The following is a 20,536-nucleotide window of genomic DNA, read 5'->3' as shown; positions in this document are numbered from 1 at the left end:
TTTCCCCCGTTCTTTAACGATACCATGAGGCTTGGAACTTCATTGATAAAAAACAGATTTGGAGCCCGTTTTCAGCACAGTTGATTATAGCTTGTCTTAGAATGAAACGTTTGCGAGTTTAAGAGGATGTCTAAAGTAAAAAAAGCCATAATTCCAGCCGCAGGTCTAGGTACAAGATTTCTTCCCGCAACGAAGACAGTTCCCAAGGAAATGCTTACGATTGTCGACGCTCCAATCATTCTGTACGTGGTTGAAGAGGCGATCAAAGCTGGTATCGAAGATATTGTTTTAATCGCAGGTCGGCAAAAACATGCGATCGAAGATTTTTTTGATATGTCTTACGAACTAGAAGACAAGCTTGAAAAAGACGGAAAATCAAAACTTCTGGAACGAGTTTATAAAGCTCGCGACTCAGCTAACATTATCAGTATTCGCCAGAAACATGCATTTGGCCTGGGACACGCAGTCGCGTGTGGTCTTCCGATCGTTGGAAAAGAACCTTTCGCCGTTCTTTTGGGTGACGAGATTACGATGGAAGCAAACGGGGAAGCTAACGTGACTTCTCAACTCGTCAGATCATTTGAAGAAACTAAAACTTCAACGATCTCGATCATGAAAGTCAGTGATAAGGACGTCTCCAAATACGGTATTGCTGAAGTCGAAGAAAAAACTCCTGGCTTTTACAAAGTGACTTCATTGGTGGAAAAACCAAAACCCACTGAAACCACAAGTCGCTGGGCACTGCCGGGTCGTTACGTCTTTGACAATGCAATCATGGATCTTTTGTTGAATGCGAAGCCGTCTTTGAACGGAGAGATTCAATTGACCGACAGTATGAAAGTTTTGTGCGAACAAAAAGGTCTTTATGCGATGACTTTTAGTGCCGATCGCTACGATGCTGGTGATAAGCTAGGCTATCTGCAAGCGAACATTGAGCTTGCTTTAAAAAATCCAGAATTAGGTTCAGAACTGAAAGCCTATATTTTAGATTTGGCTAAGAAATTATAGTAACTGGTTATTCAATTAAGGGGCTGTATGAAAAAGTTTTTAGTCGCAACTTTTGTTGGAGTCTTGAGTCCGGTATTGGCCTCTGCATTTATTCTTCCCACAAAAACTATTTTGCAGAAAACTTCTGATAATGCCGGCAGCGGTATTTACGCTATAGAACAAGAAGTGCAGTTTGCAAATGGCGACGACACGATCCATCTTCGTGAAACTTGGTTGATCGATAACGACCGCACGATGCGCCTGACAGTTACTGGCACCAAAGAACTTCAAGGAAATTTCCGCATGCAGTTTCTGTATGCTGGGGGCCAACGCTGGACCATTGTAAACGGTTCTAAGAAAAACGAAAAAACGCCAGAAGACTTTCTGGAAAAATACCTAAACTTCAGAAGCTCTGAAAACTTCGCAGCCACGTTGGCAAATTTGAAAATCATCCCTCATGGTGCGTATTCAAAACGTATGACGGTGAAAAAAGGCGACGATGTTAAGTATGAACCAGAAGGCTGGGTACGCTACTCTCGCACAGGTGGTGTGGTGAACTACGCTTTCGGCCAGCCAACTCCAGAAGATGATAAAAACAGCAATCCAGGCTTGTGGATTGAACAAGATCAATTCGTCATTCGTAAAATTCGACTGCCAAGCCAAGTAGAAATGACCGCGGATAATTATAACCAGTTTGCAAAAGGCTTGTATTACCCTCGCACGCGCACCATTCGTTGGGGCAACAATACAGCGACGATTCGTTTGATTAGCGCTTCGGCAAGACCCGCAACAGCGGTTTCTCAGTTCCAACCGAATTCTTTGGATATCAATACCAAGCTTGATGGTTTGGAAAAACTTTCCGCTAAAGATGCCGTGATGGAATTTTACTCGAGGTTTAGATGAGTGTGCCTTCTCTCTGGAAGATTGCAGTTGATGCTCCCCTTCCAGAGGCTTTGACATACAGCTCGCCAGAGCCCTTAACTCGCGGCCAGTTAGTCAATGTACCCCTTGGAAAACGTAAAACGAAAGGCCTTGTTCTGGGGCCTGCGATGGAAACTCCCGAATTTCAAGTTAAGCCCATTGATTCGATTGACGATGAATACTCTCCCTTTCCAGATCCATTTGTAAAATGGCTTGAATGGCTTGCAAGCTATTATCTTCATCCAGTGGGACAAGTCGTGCAGTCTGCCTTTCCTCCGTTAAAAAAGACGGACAAACAACGGGCAAGTAAGCGTGCACCCGTTATTCCTCAGCTGGATGCGGATAAAATTCCTGAACTGACACCTGAACAAAAATCATCATTTGAAGGTATTGCTCAACACCAAGGATTTTCCACGCATTTACTTTTTGGCGTAACAGGATCAGGTAAAACAGAAGTCTATCTGCGCTTACTTGATAAAGCTTTAAAAGAGGGAAAACGTGGGATGGTACTAGTGCCAGAGATATCTTTGACACCTCAGTTGATTCAACGTTTCGCCCGTCGCTTTGGGGATAAAATCGCGGCCCTTCATTCACAACTCACAGATCGTGAGCGCACCAATCAATGGTGGGATGTTGTCGAAGGACGTAAATCCATATTGATCGGCGCAAGATCGGCATTGTTTTGTCCCGTTCCAGATTTGGGAATCATCATTGTCGACGAAGAGCATGAGCCCTCTTACAAACAAGATGAAAAATTGAAATACAACGGGCGGGATGCAGCCGTCATGATGGGTAAAATCATGAACTGCCCTGTGGTATTGGGTTCCGCGACTCCAAGTTTGGAAACGTGGAAAAACGCACAAGAGGGCAGATATCATCTTCACCCCTTGAAAAACCGCGTAGCGGGGCGGGCCCTTCCTGATGTTGAAATCATCGATCTTAGAAAATTAAAAGCTGACGACGACCATCAAAAACTAATGATCGAAAAGTATTCGCATCTTCCTTATTGGATGAGTCCTCAATTGTTCGAACGGATGCGCGAAACAATCGAGCGCGGCGATCAAAGCGCTCTCTTTCTGAACCGTCGTGGGATTGCGCAAATGGTGGTGTGCCCTGCTTGCGGCCACACCCGCGAATGTCCTAATTGCGATATCTCTTTGACCTTACACGCTGGCTCTCACTTGGTATGCCATTACTGTGACTACCATGAGCAAATGAAAAAGAAATGTCCTGATTGCAAAGAAGGCGAACTCGAAGCTATCGGCCTCGGGACTGAGCTCTTAGAAACTGATCTGGCAAGACTTTTCCCAGGCAAGGTGATTGCACGTGCAGACCGCGATGAAATTCAAAATCGCGCGGATCTGGAAGACCTGATTGCGCGAATGGAAACTGGCGAAATTGACATTCTGGTGGGTACGCAGATGATCGCCAAGGGATTAGATTTTCCAAAATTAAAATTGGTCGGGTTAGTTCTTGCTGATGTCGGTTTCAATCTTCCCGACTTCCGCGCCACCGAACGAAGCTTTCAACTGATTACGCAGATGAGCGGCCGAAGTGGTCGTCACGTTAAAGAAGGTGAAAGCCCGGGCCTGGTGATCATTCAAACCTTTAATACAGAGCACGACAGTTTAACCTTTGCAAAGTCCCATGACTTCGAAGGTTTTGCGACCCATGAACTTAACGTGCGCGCTGCCCTCAACTATCCACCCTGTGGCAAGCTTGTAAGTTTTCGAATCCAAGGTACAAAATTAGGTGCCGTCGAAGAGACCGCTCGACTTTTAGCTAGACGAGCACATAGCCTAAAGGCTCAGATTGAGAAATATAAAGGCATCGAAGTTTTAGGTCCAGCCGAGGCCGCCCTCGCAAAGTTGCGAGGACAGTTTAGATATCATCTCCTCGTAAAATCGTCACAAGGCTCATTGACGAATCCATTCTCTAGGCAGCTGTTAGGGGACCAAGAATGGGTTCCTGCCGGAGTAAAAATTGTCATCGACATCGATCCAATGAATTTGCTTTAAGTCACTTCTGGGATTTAAACTAGGTATATGCGTTCGGCTTCGCCGGAAGCGGTTTAATTTAGGCAAGGATAGCCATGATTCAATGCCCGCGCTGCGGAATTCAAGTAACAGAACTTCACCCGATTGAGCCAGAGCTCAGTGCTAAATTAGCACAGGCGGGAGAGGCAAGCTTGCCACCAGAAGTGTGCGCAGGTTGTATTTCTGATTTACGCAGAACTGCAGCGACTAGCAGTGGTGGCGTCTTAATGGCACAAGAACGTGCGCGCGAACAACATCGTTTGGCACTTTGGAAAAGCCGCGTTCAGCTGATCAAACAAGCCCGCAATTCCATGGGGCAAAAGATGTACGCTGAAGCTGCCATCGCCTATGAAAAATACCTAAAGATTTTGGACATTGTTTTTGAAGTTAAGAAAGGCGAAAAACTTCGCCCGGAAGCCTTCAAAGAAAGTGCTCGCCATACGGAGCTCACGGTAGTTGCTTCGGTCTATTGGGATTTGATGCGTATCTATGATACTCACGACAAGTACCATGAGCGAATGCAAAATTCAGCCAAGCAACTGGCGATGTTTATCCAATTCACGCCCATTTATCCAGACATCATTAAAAAAGCAGAATCCTTTGTTCGCTCGGCCAAGAATCCAAATGTCGTTAAGAACTTTTTAAAGTTGGCTGACAAAGAAAGACCACGCTGTTTTATCGCAACCTCAGCGTTTGGTCCTCAGGCCTTCGAAGTTCAAACATTGCGGATCTTCCGTGATGATGTGTTGAAGGAATCCTATTTTGGAAGAAAATTCGTTTACTTCTACTATAAGACCTCCCCTGCAATTGCTTGCTTACTCGATAAGCACTCTTGGCTCAAACCCGCTGTCAGAGCCGTCTTGCGCACATTGATTAAATGCGTTAGCTAAAAATTCACAGCCTTCCTTCTTGCAAAGAGTCCGACTTGTGGGGGATTGTATTTGCATGGCTCATATTTATGATTATGCAATTATCGGTAGTGGTTTAACAGGTCTTAGCGTCGCAGCTGCTCTTAGCCGCGAAACTAAGAATGTTGTTTTGTTGGACGGCTTGGACCACGCGTTCGGCGCCAACAGACAAATCAATTTTCCAACAGGCCCTATCAACAACGGTATTCGTTTTGTTCCCGATTCCGTTTTGTCTGAGAAAGCTCTGGGATTTCTGGAAAATCTATTGGGTCAAAAAGTTATCGCAGATGTTTCAGACGAGGCACCTGTCACTTACGACTCCGGTAATTTTAAAACTTTCTTGGGATTTGGCGAAAATCCACCAGCATTTTGGGAAGAGCTTTCCTATTTTACTTCCAGCAAACGCATCGACCTTCAGTTACAACCTTTCCAGTGGACTCAAATGTTGTTGGAAAAATTCACGGGCGAGTTCATGCCTCGTTCCTATGTGACCAAGTTCCAGCAAGAGGGCGAGCGTATCACTTCGGTGACAGTCAATGGCTCTAAAACTGTTCACGCTCAAAACTTTATTTTTGCAGGAGCTGTTCGTGATTTATCGCTGCTTCTTCCAGAAGATGCGATTTCTCAACGTGCTCGCGCTAAACTTGGCAAAAACAGCTACTGGACAGCATTGTGCTTGGATATCTGCCACAGCAAAGCCGTGACAGAGTCCACAGCAATGCACGTCTTGAATGGTACAACTCAAGACGAAATCGGGCCGTGCGCAGGTCGTTTTATGCCAGCAGTGGAAGTCGATGGAAACATGATCCAAGCTTCTCAATGGATTACTTTCATCGAAACTGAAGTGACAGATGATAGCGAAGTTGTCGGTATGACCTTGAAAAAGATCAAACGCCAAATCAAACGCGCTTACCCTGAAGCATTGGACGATGTGAAGCTTGAAAGAATCTTCGTTTCCCCGTACATCGCCGGAAATGGTGATTTGAAACTAAGTGCAAACAAAACGATCCCGAACCTTGAAAACCTATGGGTGGCTTCCGCTCCTCTGAGCGAGCAAAAGAACCTTGTGGGAGCTCTTTTACAGGCGGAAATGATAGTCGCTTCATTGGGATTCAAAGTTGAGGAGGCTGCAGTTTCTGAAGCCCCGGCCGAAGAATTTTCCGAAGCAACAATGTAAGTTGTTGAAATAATTAGGTCTTTAATAACGCCGCCGCAGAAATGTTGCGGCGTTTCTTTTTGGCGCTTTCCATTCGAAAAAACATGCTCCCAGACTGAGCAAAAGATCCTTGCTCTTCTGTGCCACGCTATGATATCCCGTGAGTCCAACAATAACACACTCTTGAGCACTAACTGGTCCCCGAGTACTGAAAAAGGGGTCTTCCGGCGAATCAAAAAAAGCTGGCTCTGCACAAGAGGAGGATATAACCAGAAAGGACGTACTACCATGGCACAAGTTACCATGAAAGAAATGCTAGACGCTGGAGTTCACTTCGGACACCAAACACAGCGTTGGAACCCAAAAATGAAACCTTACGTATACACAGCAAGAGGCGGTATTCACATTATCGACCTTCAAAAGACTGTTGTTCGCGCTAATAAAGCTGCTGAATACGTAAAAGAAATCGCTGCTAACGGTGGTCGCATGATCTTCGTTGGTACTAAAAAACAAGCTATCGAGCCAGTTCAAGAAGCAGCAGCAAAATGCGGTCAATACTACGTTACTAAACGTTGGTTGGGCGGCATGATGACTAACTTCGAAACGATCAAATCTTCTATCGATCGTCTTCGCAAAGTTGATGCTATGAAAGAAAAAGGCGAATTCAACTACCTTACTAAAAAAGAACGCGCAAAAATCGAAAAAGAATACCTTCGTTTGTCTGAGTTCTTGAACGGTATTCGCGACATGAAAGAAATGCCTTCTGTAATGTTCGTAGTAGACCTTCCTAAAGAACACATCGCAGTTGCTGAAGCTAAACGCTTGGGTATGACTGTTGTTGGTATCGCTGATACAAACTCTGATCCAGAGTCTATCGACTTCCCAATTCCAGGAAATGACGATGCGATCCGTTCTATCAAATTGTTCGCTAACCTAGTTGCAGACGCTTACATCGAAGGTTCTAAAACTTGGGAACAAAAAATCCGCACAATGACAGACAAACAATCTGACGTTGCTAAAGAAGCTAAAGGTGACGACGCAGCTCCAAAACGTCGCGCTCCTGCAAAAGCTGGCGCTAAAGAAGCTCCTAAGAAAGCTGCAGGCCCTGCAGTTGTTAAAGCCAACAAAGGTCGTAAACTTGTTGCTGCTGGTACAGCAGAAGAAGTTGAAATCCAAGCTGAGCTTGAAAACAAAGACGAATCTGCAGAGTAATTTCTGTCAGTTCGCTGAAGAAAGGGTGGCTTGACCACCCTTTCCTTTGTCCCGCTTCGCTTAAAGCAACAGCGGGACATCTCTCCCCGGTTTCACTGGGGAAATTTTGATAAAGATCTTTATTACTGTTCTTATTATAAGGAGTCTTCCTAATGTCTATTTCCGCTACTCTTGTTAAAGAGCTAAGAGAAAAAACTAACGCAGGTATGATGGATTGCAAAAAGGCGCTTGAAGCGACTGCTGGCGATTTCAACGCTGCTGTTGAATGGTTGCGCGTTAAAGGTCTTGGCGCTGCAGCTAAAAAAGCTGATCGTATTGCTGCTGAGGGTGCGGTATTCGCACAACTTAATGGTAACACAGGTCTTGTTATGGAAATCAACTCTGAAACTGACTTCGTTGCTCGTAACGACGGTTTCAAAGCTTTGGCTGCTGACGTAGCAGAGCACATGTTCAAAACTGAACTTACTGCTGATGTTTTGTCTCAACCATTCTCTAAAGATACTTCTAAGAAATTGGGTGACCTTTTCACAGAAGCGACTGCGACTATCGGCGAAAAAATCGTTCTTCGTCGTCAAGAAAAGTACACTTCCTCTGCAAACACTTTGGTTCACACGTACGTTCACGGTGAAGGCAAAATCGGTGTTATGATTGAAGTTGCTGCTTCTAAACCAGAAGCTGTAACTAATCCTGCATTGAAAACTTTCGCTCAAGACGTTGCATTGCACATCGCTGCGATGAACCCAATGGCGATCTCTTCTGAACAAATCCCAGCGGATGTTGTTTCTAAAGAGAAAGAAATCCTAACTGCTAAAAACCTTGAATCAGGCAAAAAACCAGAAATGATTGAAAAAATCGTTGAAGGTCAAATCCGTAAATTCTTAGCTGAAAACTGCTTGATGGACCAAGCTTTCGTTAAAAACCCAGACTTGAAAATTTCTGAGTTGGCGAAAAATGTTGGTAAAGAAATTGGCGCTGACGTTACTGTTAAACGTTTCGTTCGTTTCGAATTAGGCGCTGGTATCGAAAAGAAATCCAACGACTTTGCAGCTGAAGTTGCAGCTCAAATGAAAGGACACTAATTTGAAAGCGCCTGTTTATAAGCGTATTTTGCTTAAGTTAAGTGGCGAGGCTCTTGCTGGAAAGCAAGGGACTGGTATTAACACTGCGACAATCACACAGATTGCAAACGACGTAGCAGAAGCTTACAAAGCGGGCGTTCAAATTGGTCTCGTAATTGGCGGCGGTAACATCTATCGGGGTGTTGCCGCATCCGCTGAAGGCATGGATCGCGCAAGTGCTGACTACATGGGTATGCTTGCAACTTGTATCAATGCCCTGGCTCTTCAAGATGCTCTTGAAAAAGCTGGTGTTCCGACTCGTGTACAAACGGCTATTGAAATGGCCGAAATCGCAGAGCCTTATATCCGCCGCAGAGCTATTCGCCATTTGGAGAAAAACCGCCTGGTGATCTTCGGTGCTGGTACTGGTAACCCTTACTTCACAACAGATACAGCCGCTTCTCTTCGCGCGATGGAAATCGACGCCGAAGTAATCATGAAAGCGACTAAGGTTGACGGTATCTACGATAAAGACCCTGTGAAACATGCTGATGCGAAGAAATTCGATAAAATCAGCTATATCGATGTACTAAATCGCGGTTTGCAAGTTATGGACTCAACAGCGATTTCAATGTGCATGGATAACAAACTTCCTATTATTACTTTTGACCTTTCAGTTCCAGGTAATATCCTTAAAGCTGTTCAAGGTGAAAACATCGGCACTCTAGTTCACTAGAGCGCAACTAAGGGGACCTCAACATGGCAATCGCTGAAATTAAAAAGAATGCCCAAGCACAAATGGATAAATCCATTAATGCTTTAGGTGAAGAGCTTAAAAAAATCCGTACAGGCCGTGCTCAAGTTTCTATGCTTGATAGCATCCGCGTAAACTATTACGGCAATCCTTCTCCACTATCACAAGTCGCTTCAGTATCTACTCCAGATGCTAAATCTTTCCTTATCGCGCCTTGGGAAGTATCTATCCTTAAAGACATCGAACAAGCGATCATCAAATCTGAATTGGGCATGGCTCCGATGAACGATGGTAAAGTGATTCGTTTGAAAGTTCCTGATTTAACTGAAGAACGTCGTAAAGACCTTGCTAAGCAAGTTAAGAAAATCGCTGAAGAAGCGCGCGTGGCTGTTCGTATGGCTCGCCGTGATGCCAATGAAGCTATCAAAAAAATGAAAGCTGACAAAAAAGCACCTCTAAGCGAAGACGAAGCTAAAAAAGGTGAAACTGACATTCAAAAAGTGACAGATGATATGATCAAAAAAGTAGATCAAATCGCTGAAGAAAAAGAAAAGTCAATTTTGACTATCTAGGTTTTGGGAGCCCGGTGACTCTACCTAAGCATATTGCAATCATTATGGATGGTAACGGTCGTTGGGCTCAGCTCAAACGAAAGCCACGTACTTTTGGTCACATCAAAGGTACTCGTGTCGCAAAGAAGATCATTACTTCTTGTTCTCGCAAAGGTATCAAAAACCTTACTCTATATGCTTTCTCGACTGAAAACTGGTTCCGTCCGCAAGCAGAAGTTTCATTTTTGATGAAAATTCTGCGCCGTTATCTAAGCAAGGAAACAAGCAATCTGGTTAAAGAAAACATCCGTTTTTCTGTGATCGGCGATCTATCGAAAGTTCCTGCTGATGTTTACAAAGCAATTCAACAAGCTCGCGAAGCTACATCTAAATGCACAGGCTTAAATCTTGTCTTTGCATTGAGCTATGGCTCTCGTCAGGAAATGACTTTGGCGGTTCGTGATATCGCGAACAGAATTGTTAAAGGTGAAATTAAACCTGACGATATCGATGAGGCTTTGATTAGCACTTCGTTAAGCACGTATCCGACTCCAGATCCTGATTTGATCGTTAGAACAAGCGGCGAACAACGACTTTCAAATTTCTTGTTATGGCAGGCCGCTTATTCGGAATTCTACTTCACGGAAACTCTGTGGCCTAACTTCACAGAAGCTCATCTAGAGGAAGCCCTTTCTGCTTTTTCCGTGAGACAACGCCGTTATGGCAAGGTCTCTACAAATGACAACTTGGAAAAGCTTTCTAATTAGAGCCGCCTCTGCCCTCGTGGCATTGGCAATTATTTTTGCACTTTATTATTTCCTGCAGATCACTGGATTAAAAATTATCATCGCTGTTGCAGTAGCATTAAGTGCGTGGGAGCTGTTAGGAATTCTGTTTAAATCAGAAACTTCCAAGCTGCTAAAGTCCTCTTTTTTCGTATTATCATTTCTCGTATTTTTAGTTTCCACAATGGCTTTGAATTTAGGCGCAATTGTTTATGCGATGTCTTTAATTGCGCTTACGATAATCAGCTTACTTAAACTTCACAAGTCAGGTGATTTGCAGCGTATGACTAAATTCCAAGCGCATTCAGCGTTGGGTTTGATGTACGTGGGCCTTTTACCGTCATTTGCGTTCCGACTTCTTGATCAAGATTTTGGCCTTTTCTGGTTTATCTATTTGCTGGCTGTTGTTTTTGCTGGCGACACGATGGCGTACTGCTTTGGTGTTCTATTTGGAAAACACAAAGTCATGCCGACCGTTTCTCCTAAGAAAACTTGGGAAGGATCCTTGGGTGGAATTTTGGGCTCCGTAGTGGCGGGCACCATCTGTTGGAAGTTTCTTTTAACTGGTTATTCAGGCTATTTCATTGTGGGACTGGCAGCTGTCTCAGGATATGTCGCTCAGTTCGGAGACTTCTTCGAATCCCTACTTAAACGCGTAGCGGAGGTTAAGGACTCTGGTAAGATTATGCCCGGCCACGGTGGTGTGTTAGATCGAATTGATGGCGTCCTATTCGCAAGTCCTGTTATTTTGCTCGGTGTTGTGATCCTATCTCATCTTTTGTCATAAGAAGAAAGTCGAGCACCCCGACATAAAGTATGTAATTTAGTAGCTCCGGCGAGCCGCATCCAATTAGAATATTCGGATGGAAATGATCTTTGGCTTCGCTAATAAAATCGTGTCTTTTGGTGTTCCTTTCGTAGTCCTACTAGGTATTTTAATTTTCGTTCATGAGCTTGGTCACTTTTTAGTGGCGCGCTGGTGTGGCGTTAGAGTTGAAGTGTTCAGCTTGGGCTTTGGCAAAAAAATCCTAAAATATAAAAAAGGTGACACAACATACGCACTGTCCATCGTCCCTCTTGGTGGATACGTAAAGATGTTTGGCGAGCAACCTGGCGACAGCATTTCTGAAGAAGACAAAAAAGTTTCCTTCACACACAAAACTGTGTGGCAACGTATCGCCGTTGTACTTGCTGGGCCTTTGATGAATTTTTTCTTTGCGATTGTCGTTATGATGGCAGTTGCAATGATTGGTGAAGATGCAAAACTTCCAGTCCTTGGTGACATCAATCCGAAATCTGCAGCTTATGAGGCAGGATTTCGTTCTGGCGATCGCATCATTTCCATCAACGAAAAAAAGATCAATACTTGGGAAGAAATCCAAAAGCTATTGAGCCTAAAACAAGAACAAGATCTTCACTTGGATGTTGTAGTTCAACACCAAGGCAGCGAAACGACGTCTAAGGTCGCAGTCCTTGCTAAAGCAGAACCCAATCCAAATATTTTAAGTTCTTATAATTTCATAGCTAACGTTGAAGGCATGACGGCAATGTCATCTGGAACAACTGTTGGTGTGATTGGAAACTCACCACTATACGCACTAGGTTTGCGTACTGGTGATTCAATCACTGCAATTAATGGAACTAAGGTTGGTTATTGGAGAGATCTGGATTCAACTTTGGCGAAATTAAATTCCAAAGAACCACTTACTCTTGAAGTAATGGGTAAACGTGAAGGTGATAAAGAAGATAAAGCTATCACTTTGACAATGGCTCCTCTTGAAAGCATGAAGTCCTTTAACTTGGCAGCGTTGGGCCTTGAGTCTTCTGAACTTTACTTGGGTAAAGTTATGGAAAACTCTCCGGCGCAAGCAGCGGGTTTAAAAGATGGGGATCGTTTGGTATCCATCAATAACGTTACTTTGGTTAAGTGGGATGATGTGATCGCAAACATCAAATCCTTCGATGGTAAGAATCCAGTCGACATCAAAGTTATGCGTGAAGGTCAAAACGTTGATTTGAAAATTACACCTAAAATGACGACGCAAATGACTGCGGCAGGTGGCGAAGAAAAACGTTACACAATTGGTATCGCCCCGGTTGCAAATCTAGCATTCCCTGAAACAATCGTCGTGCGTACAACGAATCCATTCGAAGCTGTTGTTCGCGGCACAGAAAAAACTTGGGACTTCACAGTGATGACTGTGATGAGCTTTGTCCGTCTGTTCGAAGCAAAAATTTCTCCTAAGAATATTGGCGGCGTGATTTCTATCGGGCAGGCTGCGGGTGAAACTTATAAAATGGGTATCACCCCGTTCTTGCAAATGATGGCCATCATTTCTGTGAACCTGTTCATCCTGAATCTTTTGCCGATTCCTGTACTGGATGGCGGTCACTTGGTATTCTATGTGATCGAGGTTGTTAAAGGCGCCCCACTAAGTCTTCGTAAGATGGAAATCGCTCAGCAGGTCGGCATGGCCTTACTGATGAGCTTAATGGTATTTGCCCTGTTCAATGACTTTACTCGCCTGTTCGGTCTATGAAAGTCTTAGCCATGGAAACCAGCACCCTGCTTGGCGGGGTCGCTGTGATACAAGATGGAAAAGTCGTCGCTGAGGAATCTTCTCAGCGACAAAAATCCCATACGGAAATTATCTCGCCTTTCGTTGAAAACACCTTAAAAGCGGCCGGACTTAAATTGGAAGACATTGATGTCTTTGCGGTTGGCCAGGGTCCCGGGAGTTTTACAGGTATTCGTGTAGCTGCTAATGCTGGCAAGACCTACGCGTATAGCTTTAATAAGCCCATGGTAACGATCGATTCACTAACTTTGTTAGCAGAACAAGCTCGGGAATCAAAGCGGCCCGTTTTAGCAATCATGAATGCTTACAAGAACATGGTCTATCTAGGCCTTTTCGACTGTTCAGGAGATGAACCCATTTACTTGAAAGGTCCCGCCGCGATTCCAGTTCGCGAATTGTCACAACATATCGACATGGACGTAACGGTTGTTGGTGATGGCTGGGAGACATACCACGAATACTTTCCTGAAAATTTGAAAAGCAAAATGCATCGCGACTCGAATTTTTCGGATGAACCTCACGCGCGAACTCTTGGTTTGATGGCTGAAAAGCATGCGCAACGTGGTCAAACTTTAGACTGGAAATCGTTTATTCCTCTTTATATTCGCGCATCTGAAGCCGAAGAGACAAAAAAAGGGATTTTGATCACCCCGTTGAAATAGGACAGTCCATGGAACGCGACTTCGAAAACGACAATGTTGAACCGTTGAATTTCAAAACTTTTTCCAATGAAAAATCTGCTGCAAAGATTTGGGTGACCGCATCTGGCAAAGGTGGCGTTGGCAAAACATTCGTCTCTTCAAGTCTGGGGATCACTCTTTCTAAATTGGGTCACACAGTCGTCATCGTAGATTTGGATTTAAGTGGCGCAAACGTACACACTGTTTTAGGTGTTAATCCTTCTCACATGAACATCAGACACTACTTTGAAGGCGTAAAATCCCTACAAGAGCTTGTGATCCCAACTCAGTATTCAAATTTATCTTATGTACAAGGCTTTTGGGATTCTTGGTCCCCCATCGACTTTACGATGGAGCAAATTCAACTGTTGATTCCCCAACTTCACGCTCTTCGCGCTGATTATGTGATTGTTGATTTGGGTGCAGGAGCATTGGAACCGCACCTGGAACTTTTCAAAGCCGCTGATGAGAAATTTTTAGTAACTTCTCCAGAACCAACAAGCATCGAAAAAACGTATCGCTTTATCGAAGCATTCGTCTGCCATACGCTCAAGCAAGATTCCACACCAGATGCTTACGGCAACATGATTTCAACTTTGCGCAGCCATCGCCAAAGAACTCTGGGTAAACCCTTTTCTTTCCGTTCATTTCTGAAAGAACAAACTGGCTTGCACTACGATTTCTTCGAAAGCATGACTGCGAAACCAGTTCGTTTGATCGTTAACAGTTGCCGTTACCAAAATCATTCTGAACTCGGATACGGGATGAAAAGCGTTTGCAATAAGTACTACGACCTTAGTATTGATTTCGCGGCGTCCATAGACTTTGACAATGCGGTGTGGCAGTCCGTAAAAGGCCGTGAACACGTGCTGTTCGCACAACCCTTCACAGGGCTTGCAGGACAATTTTTGACCACGTGCAAACAACTTATTGATCCCGAGGAACTTCGCGCCGTAGTATAATAGGTGCATGGAAGCGACGACTCGTTATAATTACTACGAAATTCTTGAACTACCTGCGAGCTCACCTCAACACGAAGTGACCGCAGCCTATGAGCGCGCGCGCAATACCTACTCAGGCGAAAATCCAGCAATTTACACTATCTTCTCAGAACATGAAGCTCGTGAGTTTTTGGTTTTAATCGAGGAAGCTTATCAAGTTCTTGGTAACAAGATCCTACGTAATATTTATGACCAAAGACTATTAAGCGGAATGGCCTCCTTAAACGACCTGACGTATGCGTCCATCGTGGAGGCTAGCAAAAAGGTCGCTCCAACTGAAACTGCAAAACCTGTCGAGAAAAAACCAGCAAACTCTTACACCAAAGATGAAGCGATGGAAGCTGAAATCAAGGCACAAGAGAATTGGACTGGCGAATTCATCAAAAAAGTTCGCGAGTATAAAGGCATCACAGTTGAGCGCATGAGCGAAATCACGAAGATCAATGCGTGGTACGTCAAAGCGATTGAAAAAACTGAACCAGATAATCTTCCGGCAATTGTGTTTGTTCGCGGATACGTGGTGCAAATTGCAAGAGCTTTGGGTGTTAACGACAAGGTTGTCGCCGACTCCTATATGAAGACTTTCAAAAAAGCGCTTGGAAAATAAATCCAATTCAAAAAATTCCGTTCAAATAATTCAGATAAACGCCTCTTCTGAGATGGCTGGGTTGCGTCTGGATAAAGCACTAACTTTGCTTCCTGAAATTGAGACTCGCTCGCGCGCTTCCCATCTCATCGAAACCTCGATGGTTAAAGTAAATGGGAAAATCGCGAAAGCTTCTTTACCTATTAAAGAGGGCGACTCTTTAGAAGTAACAATTCCAGCCCCTGTTCCCACAGAACTTCAATCTTACGATCTAAAACTAGATGTACTATTTGAAGATTCTGATGTGATCGTGATCAACAAACCTGCAGGACTTGTTGTCCACCCTGCCGCAGGCCATGCTCACGATACATTGGTAAACGCCCTTATTTCTCACACGGATAATCTCTCCATGAAATTTGGTGAGGAGCGTCCCGGAATTGTTCACCGCTTGGATAAGGAAACAAGCGGAGTGATCGTCGTAGCAAAGAATGACAAAGCTCATGAATCTTTAACAGCGCAGTTCAAAGAACGTAGCACCCATCGCATTTATTATGCGGTCTCGATTGGAACTTCCAGAAACCTGAACGGGACCATCAAAAGTTTTTTAGCTCGTCATCCAGTGGATCGTAAAAAATACGCTTCTGTGATTGGTGATGATCGCCGCCCCCTACAAGATCAAGAAGATCCGCCAGCTGTAGGAAAATGGGCGGTGACTCATTATGAAGTGTTGAATCGAAAAAGCGGTCTTAGTTATATGAAGTTAAAACTTGAGACAGGCAGAACACATCAAATTCGAGTACACCTTTCGGAAAATGGGCTTCCTATTGCGGGCGACACTCTATATGGCGCCGATAGAAAAATTAAGTCCGTTGAGCAGCGACAAATTCAAGAAGATCTGCGTGCCTTACCAAGATTTCTTTTGCATGCTGCGGAACTAGGTTTTACGCATCCACGGACTCAAGAGCGTATGTTCTTTAAACAGGAATGGCCCGACGATATTCGGGCGCTGATTCATAAGTGGGGGCTGTTATGAACATTGATAAGACTCCACTGGGTTATGAAATCAAAAATCCACAAGTTACTTATTTTTTTGGTGGCAAAGAATCGCAATTGCAAAATTTGAAATCCGCTTATCCCCAATTCGATTTCGTGCGCGTGAAGCAAACTCACACAGATATCGTAGTTGAATCCAAAGACAGCTCTAAAGACTATCAAATCAATGCGGATGGACATATCTCCACAACTCCGAATCTTGCTTTGTGTGTAATTACCGCTGATTGTGTTCCTGCTTTATTCTATCACCCTAGAACCGGCACCGTTGCCGGAGTTCATGCTGGCTGGCGTGGCGTTGCGAATCGAATTTTAATAAATACTATCCAACAACTTATCGGCCGCGGGATTTCTCCTGAGGAATTGGAAGTGGCAATTGGCCCACACATTCAGCAAGATAGTTTCGAAGTTGGTCACGATGTACGCGATCAAATTTTGGCAAGTCTTTTGGGAATGTCCAGTGAAGAGAAAAAGATGTTTTACACAGACTTATCCCCAGAAAAAAGCAAGGTGGATCTGAGTCTTGTGGTTAAAGCTCAACTCGAGTCACAAGGTATTTCCATGGAAAAGGTATCGACACTTTATATCGACACCGTGAAAGATTCCTTTTTTCATTCTCACCGTCGCGATAAAGAAAACGCCGGCCGACAAATCAGTTTTGTGGTGCGTACTCCATGAGTTTGATTCCTCAAGATTTCTATTTTGGGGATACACAGACAGTTGCAAAATCGCTACTGGGTAAAACCCTACACATAAAAACAGGAAAGATTGAACAAATCGCTCGAATTGTGGAGGTCGAGGCTTATCTAGGCATCAAAGACGCCGCCTGCCACACGTTCGGGGGCAGACAAACACCACGCGTGAAATCTATGTATTTATCTGGGGGACATAGTTACGTCTATTTGATCTATGGAATGTACAATTGTCTGAATATAGTTACTCGTACGGAAGAACATCCGGAAGCGGTACTTATACGTGCGGTAGAGCCACTTCCAGAGAAAGAAAAAATCACGAAGGCTGATTTAGTTTCAAATGGTCCTGGAAAATTGTGTCGCTACTTCAATATCACTAGGGAACACGATGGGGTTTCTTTGTGGAAAAAAACATCATCGCTATATCTGACGGACGACGGTTTCAAAGTCTCTGCTAAACAGATCGTCGCTAAACCGCGAGTCGGAGTGGATTACGCGGGGGAGGCTGCCGCATGGCCCTTGCGTTTCTATATCGCCGACAACAAATTCGTTTCTAAAAAATAGTATTAGAAAACGTTAATGTTTTGTTGGTGCCCTGGTCCGATACCGGAATTTGTTTCAAAGCAAAGACTTCTTAGTCTAATATAAGTGGCGCTATAGGAGGCTTTATGAAAATCAACATCGGTATCAATGATAAAGACAGAAAAGACATCGCAAAAGGTCTATCGACTCTTCTTGCAGACACTTACACGCTTTATCTTCAAACACATAATTTTCATTGGAACGTGGAAGGTCCAATGTTCCAAACATTGCATCTGATGTTTGAAACTCAGTACAACGAACTTGCACTTGCTGTTGATTTGATCGCAGAACGTATCCGAGCATTGGGTCATTATGCGCCAGGTACTTACGCTGAGTTCTCTAAACTTTCTTCTATCAAAGAAGTTCCCGGGGAAAAATTGAGCGCGACAAAAATGATCGAGACGTTGGTGTTGGGCCAAGAAACTGTTGCTCGCACGGCTCGCGGTTTGTTCGCAGTCGTAGAGAAAGCAAGCGATGAGCCAACTGCTGATCTTTTAACTCAAAGACTTCAAGTTCATGAAAAAACAGCTTGGATGTTAAGAGCTTTACTAGAAAAGAAATAGTTCTAAAAGGGTCTCGAAAGAGGCCCTTTTCAGTTTTTGGGCATAAAAAAACCCGCCAAGTGCGGGTTTTTTTAAATGGTGGCTTGAGACGGAATTGAACCGCCGACACAAGGATTTTCAGTCCTCTGCTCTACCAACTGAGCTACCAAGCCGTTCTTTTGTTCAAAGAGACATTGGTTTAACTTTGTCTCCCCTTGCCTGTCAACAATTAGACTTTCGCGAACGCAGATTTTAGGTCTGCCATCAGATCATTAAGGTCTTCAATGCCTACAGATAGTCGGATCAAGCTATCATCGATGCCTAGAGCCTTGCGGTTTTCAGCTGGTACGGAGGCGTGCGTCATAATGGCCGGGTGTTCGATCAAACTTTCAACCCCACCCAAGCTCTCCGCTAACGCGAAGATTTCCACGCTTTCCAAGAACTTACGGGCAGCTTCGATACCACCTTTAATATAGAACGTGATCATTCCACCGTAACCATGCATTTGCTCTTTCGCCAAAGCATGTTGTGGGTGGCTTTCAAGACCTGGATAGATCACTTTATCAACCTTCGGATGCCCTTCCAGGAAGCGAGCGATAGCCATCGCATTTTCTTGGTGAGCCTTCATACGCAAAGGTAAAGTTTTCAGACTTCTTAAGCACATGAACGAATCAAAAGGTCCCTGAATAGGGCCCATCGAATTACTCAAGAAAGCCATGCGCTCAGCAATGTCTTCTCTTGAAGTAACTGCAACACCACCAACCACGTCACTGTGACCACCAATATACTTTGTCGCCGAGTGAACAACGATATCCGCGCCTAATTCTAAGGGACGTTGGAAGTAAGGGCTCATGAATGTGTTATCAACTGCAACTAAAATACCTTTGGCTTTCGCGATTGCACAGATTTTTTTGATATCCACCAATTTCAATGTAGGATTCGTTGGAGTTTCCAACCATACCATCTTCGTATTTGGCTTGATCGCCTTTTCGAAATTTTCCACTTTCGTCAAATCTACGAAAGAAAATTCCATCCCGTCATGTTTCAGAACTTTATCAAACAAACGGAACGTGCCGCCGTACATATCGTCCATTGCGATCACATGGTCGCCACCTTTGATAAGATGCAAAATCACAGTGGTGGCTGCGCAACCTGAAGCAAAAGCAAAACCGTATTTACCACTTTCAAGACTGGCCATGCAATTTTCATAGGCACGACGAGTGGGATTGTGAGTACGAGAATACTCCCACCCCTTATGAACCCCTGGAGAAGATTGTACATAAGTCGAGGTCATATAAACCGGAGTCATGATTGCTCCAGTGGTCGGATCAGGGGTTTGACCGGCATGAATCGCGCGAGTTGCAAAACCAAGTTTAGAATCTGTATTTTTCATCAGGCACCTATTACTTATTTAGATTTTTTAGGGCTTCTTCAGCAGAAACAACACGATTAAATACTGTGTGAGTCTCTTTTTCATTCAAGAAACCGTTTTCCACCATCCACTTGTCATTAAATGCTTTACTTAAATACTGACGACCGCTGTCAGGGAAAACCACAACGATATTGGAGGGTTTTTCCAAAGTTTCAGCGTATTTCATCGCTGCGACTAAGGCCGTTGCACTAGATGGTCCAACTAAAAGACCTTCTTCAGACACCAAACGACGAGTCATTGCGAAAGCTTCTGGGTCACCGACACGAACAAACCCATCATAGATATCTAAATGAACGTTGCCTGGAAGCATGTCCTCTCCGATACCTTCCACCTTATACGAACCAGGAGGATCAACAATTTTCTTATGATAGAACAAATCGTAAAGGATAGAACCAATAGGGTCCGCGCAAATAACTTTCACGCCTTTGTTTTGCTCTTTAAGATACTTGGCACAACCTGACAGTGTTCCGCCCGTTCCAGCGCCGCCAACCAAAACGTCCACTTTGCCATCTGTCTGCTTCCAGATTTCAGGCCCTGTTGTTTGATAGTGACGGGTAGGATTGTCGTTATTAAAGAATTGATTCGCCAAGAATCCGCCTGGAATACTTTCAGCGATCTTTTTTGATACGGTATAGTGGCTCAGTGGGTGCTCAGGCTCCACCATCGGTGTAATTACCACTTGAGCGCCGTAAGCTTTTAAAATGGATCTTTTTTCTTCAGACATCTTTTCTGGCATCACGAAGATACATTTATATCCCTTAACTGCCGCTGCCAAAGCCAGACCAACACCTGTATTTCCCGATGTTGCCTCAACAATCGTGCCACCTGGCTTCAAATCGCCACGCTTTTCAGCCTCTTCGATCATTGCTACTGCAACGCGATCCTTGATGCTGCCACCTGGGTTGAAATACTCCACTTTCGCGAAGAATTTGTGTTTAGAACCTTTTGTTACCTTATGAAGTTCCACCATCGGCGTGTTACCGATAGTTTCAAGGATCGAATTATAGATTTGTGACATGATCGA

21 protein-coding genes and 1 tRNA gene are annotated in these 20,536 nt (G+C 44.2%); 19 read left to right on the top strand and 3 right to left on the bottom strand.

Annotated features, from left to right (window positions below):
- Window positions 1-126 precede the first annotated feature (126 nt).
- From B9G69_RS08775 to B9G69_RS08685, 19 genes are all read left to right on the top strand, one after another.
- A complete protein-coding gene (locus B9G69_RS08775) occupies window positions 127-1,008 on the top strand; it encodes a UTP--glucose-1-phosphate uridylyltransferase (RefSeq protein ID WP_088615909.1) in 882 nt (293 codons plus the stop codon).
- Between the two features lie 27 nt (window positions 1,009-1,035).
- The gene (locus tag B9G69_RS08770; RefSeq protein WP_088615910.1) at window positions 1,036-1,890 is read left to right on the top strand and encodes a hypothetical protein; all 855 of its coding nucleotides are present in this window, start codon (window positions 1,036-1,038) and stop codon (window positions 1,888-1,890) included.
- The gene (gene priA / locus B9G69_RS08765) at window positions 1,887-3,926 is read left to right on the top strand and encodes a replication restart helicase PriA (RefSeq protein WP_088615911.1); all 2,040 of its coding nucleotides are present in this window, start codon (window positions 1,887-1,889) and stop codon (window positions 3,924-3,926) included. Before B9G69_RS08770 ends, priA begins: the two co-directional genes overlap by 4 nt.
- A 74-nt stretch (window positions 3,927-4,000) precedes the next feature.
- Window positions 4,001-4,834: a CFI-box-CTERM domain-containing protein gene (locus tag B9G69_RS08760; protein WP_088615912.1), complete on the top strand. Its 834-nt coding sequence runs from the start codon at window positions 4,001-4,003 to the stop codon at window positions 4,832-4,834.
- Between the two features lie 55 nt (window positions 4,835-4,889).
- Window positions 4,890-6,029, top strand: coding sequence for an NAD(P)-binding protein (locus B9G69_RS08755; protein WP_265438038.1), 1,140 nt, complete (start codon window positions 4,890-4,892; stop codon window positions 6,027-6,029).
- A gap of 267 nt (window positions 6,030-6,296) precedes the next feature.
- Complete coding sequence (rpsB, locus tag B9G69_RS08750) at window positions 6,297-7,220, top strand: 30S ribosomal protein S2 (protein WP_088615914.1); 924 nt, start codon at window positions 6,297-6,299, stop codon at window positions 7,218-7,220.
- Window positions 7,221-7,372: 152 nt separating this feature from the next.
- Window positions 7,373-8,299, top strand: coding sequence for a translation elongation factor Ts (tsf, locus tag B9G69_RS08745; RefSeq protein ID WP_088615915.1), 927 nt, complete (start codon window positions 7,373-7,375; stop codon window positions 8,297-8,299).
- A 1-nt stretch (window position 8,300) separates the two neighbouring features.
- A complete protein-coding gene (gene pyrH, locus B9G69_RS08740) occupies window positions 8,301-9,014 on the top strand; it encodes a UMP kinase (RefSeq protein ID WP_088615916.1) in 714 nt (237 codons plus the stop codon).
- Window positions 9,015-9,037: 23 nt separating this feature from the next.
- Complete coding sequence (gene frr / locus B9G69_RS08735; RefSeq protein WP_088615917.1) at window positions 9,038-9,604, top strand: ribosome recycling factor; 567 nt, start codon at window positions 9,038-9,040, stop codon at window positions 9,602-9,604.
- Window positions 9,605-9,618: 14 nt separating this feature from the next.
- On the top strand, window positions 9,619-10,350 hold the full coding sequence (locus B9G69_RS08730) for an isoprenyl transferase (protein WP_088615918.1): 732 nt from the start codon (window positions 9,619-9,621) through the stop codon (window positions 10,348-10,350).
- Between the two features lie 16 nt (window positions 10,351-10,366).
- The gene (locus tag B9G69_RS08725) at window positions 10,367-11,155 is read left to right on the top strand and encodes a phosphatidate cytidylyltransferase (protein ID WP_265438037.1); all 789 of its coding nucleotides are present in this window, start codon (window positions 10,367-10,369) and stop codon (window positions 11,153-11,155) included.
- 76 nt (window positions 11,156-11,231) lie between these two features.
- Entirely contained in the window at window positions 11,232-12,908 is a 1,677-nt protein-coding gene (gene rseP / locus B9G69_RS08720) for an RIP metalloprotease RseP (RefSeq protein ID WP_254916920.1), read from the top strand.
- Complete coding sequence (gene tsaB, locus B9G69_RS08715; RefSeq protein WP_176400965.1) at window positions 12,905-13,609, top strand: tRNA (adenosine(37)-N6)-threonylcarbamoyltransferase complex dimerization subunit type 1 TsaB; 705 nt, start codon at window positions 12,905-12,907, stop codon at window positions 13,607-13,609. Before rseP ends, tsaB begins: the two co-directional genes overlap by 4 nt.
- An 8-nt stretch (window positions 13,610-13,617) precedes the next feature.
- On the top strand, window positions 13,618-14,589 hold the full coding sequence (locus tag B9G69_RS08710; RefSeq protein ID WP_088615920.1) for a P-loop NTPase: 972 nt from the start codon (window positions 13,618-13,620) through the stop codon (window positions 14,587-14,589).
- A 7-nt stretch (window positions 14,590-14,596) separates the two neighbouring features.
- Window positions 14,597-15,235 (top strand): helix-turn-helix domain-containing protein, encoded by a 639-nt coding sequence (locus B9G69_RS08705; RefSeq protein ID WP_088615921.1) that lies wholly within the window; start codon window positions 14,597-14,599, stop codon window positions 15,233-15,235.
- A 52-nt stretch (window positions 15,236-15,287) separates the two neighbouring features.
- Window positions 15,288-16,247: an RluA family pseudouridine synthase gene (locus tag B9G69_RS08700; protein ID WP_088617212.1), complete on the top strand. Its 960-nt coding sequence runs from the start codon at window positions 15,288-15,290 to the stop codon at window positions 16,245-16,247.
- Window positions 16,244-16,942 (top strand): peptidoglycan editing factor PgeF, encoded by a 699-nt coding sequence (gene pgeF, locus B9G69_RS08695; RefSeq protein ID WP_088615922.1) that lies wholly within the window; start codon window positions 16,244-16,246, stop codon window positions 16,940-16,942. Before B9G69_RS08700 ends, pgeF begins: the two co-directional genes overlap by 4 nt.
- On the top strand, window positions 16,939-17,520 hold the full coding sequence (locus tag B9G69_RS08690; protein WP_088615923.1) for a DNA-3-methyladenine glycosylase: 582 nt from the start codon (window positions 16,939-16,941) through the stop codon (window positions 17,518-17,520). The genes pgeF and B9G69_RS08690 overlap by 4 nt, the downstream gene beginning before the upstream one ends.
- Before the next feature lie 104 nt (window positions 17,521-17,624).
- Entirely contained in the window at window positions 17,625-18,101 is a 477-nt protein-coding gene (locus B9G69_RS08685; RefSeq protein WP_088615924.1) for a Dps family protein, read from the top strand.
- A gap of 76 nt (window positions 18,102-18,177) precedes the next feature.
- Here B9G69_RS08685 and B9G69_RS08680 read toward each other — a convergent pair.
- The 3 genes from B9G69_RS08680 to B9G69_RS08670 all read right to left on the bottom strand — a co-directional run bounded on the left by B9G69_RS08680 (window position 18,178) and on the right by B9G69_RS08670 (window position 20,530).
- Window positions 18,178-18,253, bottom strand: a tRNA-Phe gene (locus B9G69_RS08680).
- Window positions 18,254-18,309: 56 nt separating this feature from the next.
- Complete coding sequence (locus tag B9G69_RS08675) at window positions 18,310-19,491, bottom strand: cystathionine gamma-synthase (RefSeq protein ID WP_416220934.1); 1,182 nt, start codon at window positions 19,489-19,491, stop codon at window positions 18,310-18,312.
- Window positions 19,484-20,530, bottom strand: a complete 1,047-nt coding sequence (locus B9G69_RS08670; RefSeq protein WP_088615926.1) for a PLP-dependent cysteine synthase family protein — start codon at window positions 20,528-20,530, stop codon at window positions 19,484-19,486. The genes B9G69_RS08675 and B9G69_RS08670 overlap by 8 nt, the downstream gene beginning before the upstream one ends.
- Between the last annotated feature and the right edge of the window lie 6 nt (window positions 20,531-20,536).

The organism is Bdellovibrio sp. SKB1291214 (assembly GCF_002209355.2).
In the GTDB taxonomy this organism is placed as follows: domain Bacteria; phylum Bdellovibrionota; class Bdellovibrionia; order Bdellovibrionales; family Bdellovibrionaceae; genus Bdellovibrio.
The sequence above is the reverse complement of the archived record's forward strand: the minus strand, read 5'-3'. Positions and strand labels throughout refer to the sequence as shown.

Excerpts from the sequence above, each read along its gene's own strand:
- B9G69_RS08775 (WP_088615909.1), top strand. The coding sequence starts at position 127 with ATGTCTAAAGTAAAAAAAGCCATAATTCCAGCCGCAGGTCTAGGTACA.
- B9G69_RS08770 (WP_088615910.1), top strand. The coding sequence starts at position 1,036 with ATGAAAAAGTTTTTAGTCGCAACTTTTGTTGGAGTCTTGAGTCCGGTA.
- priA (WP_088615911.1), top strand. The coding sequence starts at position 1,887 with ATGAGTGTGCCTTCTCTCTGGAAGATTGCAGTTGATGCTCCCCTTCCA.
- B9G69_RS08760 (WP_088615912.1), top strand. The coding sequence starts at position 4,001 with ATGATTCAATGCCCGCGCTGCGGAATTCAAGTAACAGAACTTCACCCG.
- B9G69_RS08755 (WP_265438038.1), top strand. The coding sequence starts at position 4,890 with ATGGCTCATATTTATGATTATGCAATTATCGGTAGTGGTTTAACAGGT.
- rpsB (WP_088615914.1), top strand. The coding sequence starts at position 6,297 with ATGGCACAAGTTACCATGAAAGAAATGCTAGACGCTGGAGTTCACTTC.
- tsf (WP_088615915.1), top strand. The coding sequence starts at position 7,373 with ATGTCTATTTCCGCTACTCTTGTTAAAGAGCTAAGAGAAAAAACTAAC.
- frr (WP_088615917.1), top strand. The coding sequence starts at position 9,038 with ATGGCAATCGCTGAAATTAAAAAGAATGCCCAAGCACAAATGGATAAA.
- rseP (WP_254916920.1), top strand. The coding sequence starts at position 11,232 with ATGGAAATGATCTTTGGCTTCGCTAATAAAATCGTGTCTTTTGGTGTT.
- tsaB (WP_176400965.1), top strand. The coding sequence starts at position 12,905 with ATGAAAGTCTTAGCCATGGAAACCAGCACCCTGCTTGGCGGGGTCGCT.
- B9G69_RS08710 (WP_088615920.1), top strand. The coding sequence starts at position 13,618 with ATGGAACGCGACTTCGAAAACGACAATGTTGAACCGTTGAATTTCAAA.
- B9G69_RS08705 (WP_088615921.1), top strand. The coding sequence starts at position 14,597 with ATGGAAGCGACGACTCGTTATAATTACTACGAAATTCTTGAACTACCT.
- B9G69_RS08700 (WP_088617212.1), top strand. The coding sequence starts at position 15,288 with ATGGCTGGGTTGCGTCTGGATAAAGCACTAACTTTGCTTCCTGAAATT.
- pgeF (WP_088615922.1), top strand. The coding sequence starts at position 16,244 with ATGAACATTGATAAGACTCCACTGGGTTATGAAATCAAAAATCCACAA.
- B9G69_RS08690 (WP_088615923.1), top strand. The coding sequence starts at position 16,939 with ATGAGTTTGATTCCTCAAGATTTCTATTTTGGGGATACACAGACAGTT.
- B9G69_RS08685 (WP_088615924.1), top strand. The coding sequence starts at position 17,625 with ATGAAAATCAACATCGGTATCAATGATAAAGACAGAAAAGACATCGCA.
- B9G69_RS08670 (WP_088615926.1), bottom strand. The coding sequence starts at position 20,530 with ATGTCACAAATCTATAATTCGATCCTTGAAACTATCGGTAACACGCCG.